Raw genomic sequence first — 9,676 nt, 5'->3', positions numbered from 1 at the left:
GTTTGGTCACCGTTCAGTATAAAGGATTTGAAAGGTTTGGGGTAATGGCTTTTTCTGTTGATCCGGAATTGGTGATTTCTATTGAACCCCAAATGGTTTTTTCAGCTGAACGCTAACACGCTATCAGTAAACAGTTGATAGTCCGGGTCCTGCATGACAAGATACGCTTTCTTGATCCGCCGTTTACTTGGAACCGTACTGTTTTTGTATAGAACCTCTCCATGCAGTTCCTTTTGCAAACCACATAGGGTTCTGGCCAAAGTTGATTTGCCACAACCATTTTTCCCTACCACGCCGACAATTTCTCCAGGGTAGACACAAAAGTTTAGGTGCTGCGCCACGGGTTCTCCCTTTTCATATCCAATCGCGAGATCTCTGACTTCGACAGCCGGGGTATCGTTTCGAGAGGGTGTTGTTTCGGGAAGCTCTAACCTTGTAGGCGTATAGCTTCTAAGCCCCAGCGCCTTGATTTGCTCGGTATTGAGTAAAGCAAAATCACTGGCGGACCAAGATTGTTTCAGCTTACCATGCTCCATAAGGACAATGCGGTCGGCAATCCCATTCAAGAAGTAAAGGCGGTGTTCGGATACAATAATCGTTTTTCCCTGCGCCTTAATCAGCAAAAGTAGCCGCCGTAGTTCTTGAATGGCCTCCGGGTCCAGGTTTGAGGAAGGCTCGTCCAGAACAAAAATATCAGGGTTTAATGCGTAAACACTGGCAAATGCTATGGTCTGCTTTTGTCCGCCGGACAAGTCAAACAGGTTGCGATCCTTTAACTTCTCAATATGCAATTCCCGGATAGTCTGTTGGTAACGGTCCAGCATCACTTGATAGGGCATCCCCTTATTTTCCATACCAAACACAATCTCGCTGTCCGTATCCAGACTAAAAAACTGACTGCGTGGATTTTGGAAGACAGAGCCTATCTTGTCCGACAAATCGTGCGGTTGGATCGTGCGGGTATCAACTCCGTCAATGAGAACCGTCCCGGACATTTCCCCTTCGTAAAAGTGGGGAATAAGTGTATTTATCAACCTGGTCACACAAGTCTTTCCACATCCAGATTCGCCAGTAAGGACAACACACTCCCCTTTTTCAATCTGCAAATTAAAATTTTGCAGATTCTCCCGTTCAGCACCGGAATATTGAAAAGATACATGGTCAATATCAATCATCATCATATCCTCCCATATATCTGATATTTGCAGAAAAACAGCACCACAAAGGCAACGAGAAAGAAGAACAGTACCATCCAATCTTTAGCATGAACTTTTAGCTGAATGAACGAAGTCCGTTGCGCCGGATTATCAATGCCTCTCGTCACCGCAGAAGCAGATAATTCTTCTGCAATCGAAGCAGAGCGCATCACGATGGGGATAGCGATTGCCTCCAGAATGAGCATGGGGCGCGTGAATACATTTTTCCACGAAAGGGCGATGCCTCTTAACTTCATCGCGTCATAAATATTGTGGATCTCCTCACTGAAAGTAGGAAAAAAGCGCAATACCATAGCGAATGTAATGGTAATGCTCCGAGGAATTTTTAGCGAGTACATGGCCGCAATCAATTCGCTGACTTTCGTTGTAGCGATAAAAGTTGAAGCAAAGAGTACCACGGGTATCATTACCCGGATAAACAATGTGAAGATCGACAAAATAGTTTCGATGGCCTGGGGAAGGAAGGCGCAAAGCTGCTGTATGGCCGCAATTACCACATAAAAGATGATGTATTTCAATACAATCTTTTTCTGCCCCATCAGGCACGAAAGAATGCAGATAAAGGAAAAACACACGCTGCCAAGGACAAAATCTTTCAAGCCAAATACCATGAAGTTGATAAGTAAAAATAAAAGCAACTTGATTCGAGTATCTATGGTCAGCAGGGATACCACCTCCTAAATAAAAGCCGATGCGTTAGCATAAACTAACCGCACCGGCTCATTATATCTTTTTGCGTAAATTTTTTCTGCTCCATTTCTCTGGAAAGACCTGAAAAACAGCCCGTTCCTCCTATCTATTTTTTCCGGTAGTCTTTTGGGAGCATCCCATACACAGATTGAAACGCTTTAGCAAATTTGCTGGCATTGCTGTATCCAAGTTCTAAAGCTATATCCCCGATTTTCATTTTATTTTCCGAAAGCCACTGGGCTGCTAAATTCATTTTGTATTTTTTTAGATAGGCATACGGTGTGTCCCCATAGATATGGGAAAACACCAGATGAAAAACGGAGAGGTTCAAGTGTGCCTCTTTTGCCAACTGTTCCAGTGAAACTTTCTCATCCAAGTGAGAAATAAGGTATTCCCGAATAGCTTTTGTAGTCTGTATCTGCTTCTTATCAAAATATTTTAGATCGCACCCGTTGACTTGTGTCAGCTGATCCATGTGATACAGAAGCTCGATGGCCTTAATTTTGAAATAGCCGATAGGCTCCATTTCTGCCGCAGTATACAATTCTGAAAAAAGATGCTTTAATTGTGGCGGGGTCTCATTGACATACCATTTTGTTTCTATTCCCAGTGTAGTTCCGATCTTATCAAGGTCAATGGGAATTGTCTGCATCATCCGACGCGTTCCGACCGAAAGTGCCTGCCGGTCTATGACAAGACTGACGCCATAATATTTTCCCAGCGGAAAAGAAAAAGAAACCGGCAAACGCTCTGTTGCTGCAACACTAAAATAGCCCTCTGGTAAATACGACACAGTATGATTGGCAAATTCGCATTCATAGCGTCCGGTTTGACAATGCGTAATCTGAATAATATCTGGATTAAACTTCTGAGCCTTCATTGCTCCATCCGTTTCAAAGTCGAGAAAGCAAAGCTGTATACCCTCAAACAAGTTATAGTTTTTCACAATACCACGGCCATTGCAACCATAATCAACGACCACACAATCATCACTTTGCGTCAGAACTTTGGCCTGCATACCGTACCAGTCTTGATTGAAACTGGCATTTCCCATTATACTCACTCCAATCAGCTAGTCATAACTTACTGATTTTATAATAACACACGCCTGGACGAAATTCAAGAAAATAGCCCGTTCATGTTTTAACGAGTCCAGATTCGGGATAAGACTGGCAAACCTGCAAATAGATGTCAAGAGTTAAACCGAGAAAAATCGTACTTTACACTTTGCGCTCAAAAGCAGGCATGACAAATGGACCTGCAAACGAAGCCATTTTGCAGATCTGTGTTTTTGTAATGCTGCGCATTGTATGAACTGACACCGCCGTCAGCAGTATATAAGAATGGCTGGCTATGCGACACAGCCGGTTTGTGAATCCAGCGTGTTTAGATAAGCAGATGGGGGCCGGTTGGCGGCCAAGCTTTTTTTGGCAGGTAAATTCCTGCCGAATTATGTCGAAGCTGTTCTCGCTTCACGGCGGCTCCCTCCTAAAGCCGCCGTCACTTTTGAAACAGGGTCGTCACTCTTTGGGCATAAGGAACGGCGGCCTTGATTTTGTCAAAGCCGCCGTAGGTGTATTTAGGGCATGGCGATTGCCTGCTGAACGACGGCTTTTTTTCTTTTGCCGTCGCCCGGCAAGAACCACTACTATCGAAATCAATTTTACATTGTTATAAACGAGAAGGCATGAGTAATTCACGCATTTTCTATTTGCGCGAATTACTCATGCCTTTTCCTTCGCGGAAAATTATACTGAAGTTGTACCACGAAAGGAGCGAATGTATATGAGTACGCTATTACAAGTTATGGATGTAACCAAAGTTTATAAGAACCAGCCCAAGCCCGGCCTTGACCATGTTTCTTTTGAAGTTGAAAAGGGTGAGTTTCTGGGCATCATGGGGGCCTCCGGGTCTGGTAAAACAACCCTTCTGAATGTTCTTTCTACAATCGACATTCCGACCAGCGGGCATATTGTTATGGGGAAAACTCATATTGAAAAACTCGGTCAAGGACAGGCCGCTGATTTCCGTAAAAATAACTTAGGCTTCATTTTCCAGGAATATTTTCTTTTGGATAGCTTGACTGTGAGAGAAAACATTGCCGTCCCGCTGACTTTGCTGCACAAACCGGCAAAAGAGATTGACAAAAAGGTGAAAGAGCTGGCCGAACTGTTTGGAATTGACTCCCAGCTAAAAAAGTATCCCAGCGAATTGTCCGGCGGCCAGCGGCAGCGTGTGGCGGCGGCTCGTGCAATGGTAAAACGACCTCCGCTAATCTTTGCGGACGAACCCACCGGCGCACTGGATTCCAGTTCTGCCACTGAACTGTTGACAGCATTAACAGAAGTCAACCATACTTTGGGAACCACAATTCTCATGGTAACCCACGATCCCTATGCTGCCAGCTATACGGATCGCATCCTTTACTTCAAAGATGGACATATCATCTCTGAACTACAACGTCATGATGCTGAACGGCGGCATTTCTATGAAGCTATCATGCAGGAATCGGCCCGCCAGGACGAGAAGCGGTAACTGGGGGTGATTATATGAATTTAGCAACAATAGCATTAAAAAATCTGAAACGGAACTTTTCTTTTTATTCTCTGTATCTTGTTTCCGTTTCTTTCGTTTTGATGATTTATTTCTGCTTTACCTCTTTTTCCATGAACGAGGTTATCATGGAAAAAATCTCGTCGGATGGCCGTGTAGAAATGATGTGCAGCGTAGTTGCGGTATTTATCATGGCGTTTGTTGTGTTCTATATGTTCTACTCAAACAACTTCTTCATGCGCCGCCGGATGAAAGAATTGGGCATTTATGCTCTGCTTGGATACCGAAAGGGGGATATGCTTCGCCTGCTGACCATAGAAAATATCTTTGTTTGCCTTGGCGGAATGTTCGTCGGCATTTTAGCTGGTAGCTTGTTGCACATTGGTATAACGGCAGGAATTGTTGCTTTACTTGGATTGACGATTGATATGGGGGCAATTCCGTTTATCAATCCACAGGCCGTCAGCTCAATCTTCCTGTTTATCCTTGCTGTACTGCTTACCCTTACACTTTCCAATGCAGGATTGCTTCTAAAATCAACCCTTTTGGATCTGGTGCGCTTGGAAAAAAAGGTGGAGAAGCCTGTCCACACGAATATCGTTTTCTCCATCATCGGAATTGTTTTTCTGCTCGGTGGGTATGCTCTGGCACTGGATATGGTTCGGGGGGCTCAGTCTGTTTGGACAACGATTGGTTTTTACCCTATTGCATTGCTGACGCTGGTACTGGTAGTAGTTGGCACAGTATTGACCATCTATTCTTTCGTGCCTTTCGTATGTCAGTGCATCAAAAATCGTCATAGCATTTTGTACCGGGAAAACACGATTATTGTTGCTCCCAAATTTATGCACCGTATCCGTTCCAATGCAAAGTCGCTGATTCTTTTGATTCTGCTGGTTGCAGGAACGCTTTCCGTTTTCGGAGCAACTACGCTTTCGGTTTGGTATCCTTACAGAGCCGTGGAACGAATTATTCCTTCCTCTATCGAATACCGGGTTGAGGACGAACAACGGAACAAGCAGGCACTGGAAGCACTGGCAGAAGGACTAAACGGGCAGGAATATCAGGTACAAGAAACCGACTTGCTAAAAATCACAGCCTCGTCAGATCGGCTTCCCGATGAATACAGCATTAGCAGTGAAGGAGTACGTACACCCGGATTTGAGTGTATGAGTCTGACCGACTACAATACTTTACTAAATCGCCAGGGAAAAGAAAGTTCCATTTCCGAGTTTAGTGATACGGAATGTGTTTTGGTGAAATACCGGCCCGACCCTGATAACGCTGATGTTGGCGCTGTTTATCATCTGGACATTGGAAATGGTGTTTCAACTGATGTGACCGTTGTTCAGACCACTTTGGATAACCCGATTGGATTCGCAAATAGTGTTGCCACGCTTGTAGTCTCAGACCAACTTTATCAGACCATCGCAAACGGACAGCCTGAAAAAATCACCGTTGTAAGCATCAATGGCGGAGATACCCGTTCTGATGGAACCGCCTATACGATTTTGAAAGATGCTATGCCGGACAACATCTATCTTGCAAGTGCCTGGCAACGGCAGACGGAAATCATTCAGCTTAACAGCTCTACCTATCTGCTGATAGCATTTGCCACGATTATCTTTCTAATTGCAACTGGCAGTATCCTCTACTTTCAAAATCTGTCTGCGGTCACCTATGATCGGGATGATTACAATATCCTTCAACGCATGGGATATAATAAAAATATGATAAAGCGATGCGTCCGCCGTCAGATTCAGATTTACTTTGTGATTCCTTATGTGATAGGTATGCTGCACAGCATTTTTGCCATTATATGTTACAAATCGGCATTGATGGATGATGTACTGGGCCAGGCTGGTGAGGTTGTTCTGCCTATTGCCTTGGCTATTGGAATTTTTACCATTGTTTACTTTATCTACTATGAAGTTACGAAACACTCCTGCTATAAAGCAGCCATGAACTAAATTTACCGCAGGCGGCTGGTTTCCTTACAGAGACCAGCCGCCTGCGGCTACCCATTTGCTTCACTTGCAGATTTAGTCCATGTCGAGTAGAATAAATGCAGATGGGAGGTGCCACCGTGAAACGAAAATATATGATAAGACAAGGTCTGATGATACTTAATCAGCTATTTCTTATCGTGTTTCTTTGTGTAATGAATACTGTCGGAGCTAAAATACCAGCGGAAAATACCGTTCACATTATACTTCTGACACTTTTATTTTTTGACGGATACTACATATCCGGTAAAAACCTAAAAAGAAATCCTGTCCTATCAAAATTTGCAATTCTCCTTGTAGTATTTGGATGGCATTTTGGACTATCTCTATTTTCTGCCTACCCCCTTGCAGATGCGGCATCCATTGTTATTCTACCAATTTGCCTGTATCAACTGGTGAACTTCGTGCAGGCGTTTCTTTTTCAAGGGGCAAATTACAAGGGAAGAAAACTATTTCTGTCCGGGATAGTTGCAATCTGCTTTACAGCAACTATCAGCTTTTTCTTTGACAGGGTGTGGTTTTATGCCCTCTACAACATTCAGTTTATAGTTTCCTTTGGTTGGTGTATTGCTATATCTGCAATCCATCATAAACGAGTATGGTTTGTTTTAAGGAGCCAAAGAAAACAGCTCCTATTTTCTGTGATCTTTGTTTTGCTTCCATTTATTTGTTACACGGCAGTTTTTTTCAGAAAAGAAAACTATGTTGAACAGATGGGATTATACCTGATTGTCATACTTACATTTGTCAGTATCCACAGTATCATTTTTCGGGCAAAGTCACAGAAGCCTTTTTTTGCATTAAGCCAGCCCACAATAGCCATTTTCCTTTTCGGGTGCATTGCCAGCTTTATACTGATCGTATGGTGGTTTGGCCTGCCCATTTTAACGGCAGTTACGTTGCTTTACTTGCTCGTTTTCTGTGGACTGATTTATCGCCTGCTACTGTTTTGGCAGGCAAGCAAATTGGATAATTATGCCTCAGATGCAGTTCCTTCTTTTTACGAATATACCGTAGCACAACTCAAACATGAAGAAGCGTTGAGAAAGGAATTTACCAATTATTTGCATGATGATATTTTGCAGGACATCCTCTCGATGAAAAACCTGTTGCACAAAGCCGGGAAGCCTGAAGTTCAGCAACTGCTGGATGATACGCTGCGGAAACTGACATCTTCCATACGTTCCCAAATGCAGGCATATCATCCGAAATTGTTAAAGAATTTGACCTTCAAGGAAAATTTGCAAAGCGTCCTTGACTCCATCACTAACGACAGTAACACCACCGTTGCCTTAGAATGTAAGGACGATATTTTTCTGGTAGAGCCATATACCATGTTGATCTGCCGATTTGCGAGGGAATTGACCGTAAACGCCCTCAAACACTCTCATGCAACAAGGATTGAAGTAAAACTGCAACAAGAGCATGACATGATTGCCCTGCAAGTATCCGATAATGGTGATGGATTTTCAGTAACGACGGACAATCCATCCCCGCATCATGGGCTATCTTCTATCAATGAGCAGGTGACTTTTCTGAATGGACACATGACAATCAAAGCAAATCCAGAAGGTGGGACAAATGTTGACATCCGCACACCCATGAAAGGAGATGAATCCTATGCGAGTTTTGTTGGTCGATGACCATGCGCTTTTTGCTCAAAGTCTGGCGATTGTATTATCAGACTTTCCATCCATCGAACAATTTTCAAATATCAAATCTGTTGATGAAATAGAGGCAACGATCGAAAGGGAGAAGCCGGATATTCTGCTGATGGACATCAATCTCGGAAAACTGTCCGAAGAAGATGGTTTGCTTTTGGCACAGAACCTTTTGCAAAAGTATCCCAGCCAGAAAATTGTTATCTTGTCAGGCTACGACCTTCCAGTTTATCGCAAAGAAGCTAAGAAACTGGGGGCAAAAGGATTTATCAACAAGGATATTGAACCAGAAGAACTGCTGCACATTCTGGAAGCAATAAATAATGGTTCCACCTACTTTAAAAAAGATGGGGTCTATGTAGAGGAACTGACAGAAACCGAAAAGCAGGTTCTGCGTATGCTGGCGAATGGCATTAAGAGGAAGGAAATTGCCGAGCGGCTTTTTATGAGTGAGAGAACCGTTTCGAATCACTTGCAGCATATATTTGAAAAATTAGCTGTTTCCTCAGCGGTAGAAGCTATAACCAAGGCTATTCAACTTGGGTACATTCCTCCGCTTTAATCTGTAACATTAAACTCCTGAGTAGCTGATTCGTCCAATTCGGGATAATACCGGTTATCAGAAATTTCCGATAAGACTGGCAAGCAATTCCTCTGGCTATCCATTTAGCCAGAGGATGCTTGTTGGTGCACACCCCAAACCCCATTTGAACGCAGAAGTCCCTTCTGCGGCTGCGCGTTCTGCGAACGCTTTGTAAAATCATGACCACAGCCTGCTCAACGCTGGCTGTGGTCTTTTTCACGCCCGGCCTCGGGCGCTTCCATGTTCAGCACCCGGTCCACGTTGGCCTTGACGGTCAAAAGCTCCCGCATTTCATCCCGGGCGCGGCGGTATTCTGGGTATAGCTTTTTCTTCTGGTTCAGCACTTCTGCATATTCAGCGTTCAGGTCCTTCACCTTGGGCAGCTTCTTCAGGCCCAGCTTATCGAAAGCATCTTTAGCCGCTTTGTGCAGGGCAATCTCCTCCCGGTGGGCTTCCAGAAACTTTTTGCTGTATCCCGCCTTGCGGTAAGCCACATAGGTGTCGCGGGTCTTGGCGTACTGGATGATATGCGTCCGCAGGGTGCCGATCTCCTCCATCCGCTTTTCCGCTGTTTTGATCTGCGTTTGCAGGTTATTGTATTTTTCAGCTGCTGCCGCAGTCTTTGCCGCAAGCGCGGCGTAGTCCAGCAGGTCATGCTCCGACAAATAGGTCATGGTCTGGGCCATCTGCTTGAGGTTGAATACCTTGGCCCATCGCTCATAACCTTTGCCCTTGCCCGCCTGGAGCTTGGCCTGAATATCCACCAGTAGGTTGACCTTGGGCGCTGCAGGAGCGGCAGCCGTCACTTTGCGGGGTGTGTGCTCTCTGGTCCCGGCCAGAACGGCGGTCAAATCCTCCTGTGTGTAGCCCTTACCCAGACTGCGCAGCCGGACCGGCTTTTTCCAGCCAGGCGCGCAAAGCGTGATGTGCTTGCCCCGGCGTTCCACGATGCAGCCGGACTTTTTC

7 protein-coding genes and 1 pseudogene are annotated in these 9,676 nt (G+C 44.7%); 4 read left to right on the top strand and 4 right to left on the bottom strand.

Features of this window, described 5'->3' with window-relative positions; all coding sequences use genetic code 11:
* Nucleotides 1-101: 101 nt before the first annotated feature.
* The 3 genes from B5G12_RS13735 to B5G12_RS13725 form a co-directional block, all read right to left on the bottom strand.
* Entirely contained in the window at nt 102-1,181 is a 1,080-nt protein-coding gene (locus tag B5G12_RS13735) for an ABC transporter ATP-binding protein (RefSeq protein ID WP_242956055.1), read from the bottom strand.
* Nucleotides 1,178-1,891 (bottom strand): energy-coupling factor transporter transmembrane component T, encoded by a 714-nt coding sequence (locus B5G12_RS13730; protein ID WP_087325443.1) that lies wholly within the window; start codon nt 1,889-1,891, stop codon nt 1,178-1,180. The genes B5G12_RS13735 and B5G12_RS13730 overlap by 4 nt, the downstream gene beginning before the upstream one ends.
* Before the next feature lie 122 nt (nt 1,892-2,013).
* Nucleotides 2,014-2,961: a helix-turn-helix domain-containing protein gene (locus B5G12_RS13725; RefSeq protein WP_087325442.1), complete on the bottom strand. Its 948-nt coding sequence runs from the start codon at nt 2,959-2,961 to the stop codon at nt 2,014-2,016.
* 731 nt (nt 2,962-3,692) lie between these two features.
* On the opposite strand from B5G12_RS13725, the gene B5G12_RS13720 reads away from it, so the two are divergent.
* From B5G12_RS13720 to B5G12_RS13705, 4 genes are all read left to right on the top strand, one after another.
* The gene (locus B5G12_RS13720) at nt 3,693-4,442 is read left to right on the top strand and encodes an ABC transporter ATP-binding protein (RefSeq protein WP_087325441.1); all 750 of its coding nucleotides are present in this window, start codon (nt 3,693-3,695) and stop codon (nt 4,440-4,442) included.
* Nucleotides 4,443-4,456: 14 nt separating this feature from the next.
* Entirely contained in the window at nt 4,457-6,430 is a 1,974-nt protein-coding gene (locus tag B5G12_RS13715; RefSeq protein WP_087325440.1) for an ABC transporter permease, read from the top strand.
* A gap of 116 nt (nt 6,431-6,546) precedes the next feature.
* Entirely contained in the window at nt 6,547-8,109 is a 1,563-nt protein-coding gene (locus B5G12_RS14520) for a sensor histidine kinase (protein WP_158099727.1), read from the top strand.
* Entirely contained in the window at nt 8,087-8,689 is a 603-nt protein-coding gene (locus B5G12_RS13705; RefSeq protein ID WP_343286648.1) for a response regulator transcription factor, read from the top strand. Before B5G12_RS14520 ends, B5G12_RS13705 begins: the two co-directional genes overlap by 23 nt.
* A 215-nt stretch (nt 8,690-8,904) precedes the next feature.
* On the opposite strand, the pseudogene B5G12_RS14685 reads toward B5G12_RS13705, so the two are convergent.
* A pseudogene (locus tag B5G12_RS14685) lies at nt 8,905-9,676 on the bottom strand (relaxase/mobilization nuclease domain-containing protein); the annotation flags it as partial.

Origin of the sequence: Faecalibacterium sp. An58 (assembly GCF_002161515.1) — a bacterium.
GTDB classification, from domain to species: Bacteria; Bacillota; Clostridia; order Oscillospirales; family Ruminococcaceae; genus Faecalibacterium; species Faecalibacterium avium.
Note: the sequence above shows the minus strand (reverse complement) of the source record. Positions and strands in the feature narration are given on the sequence as shown.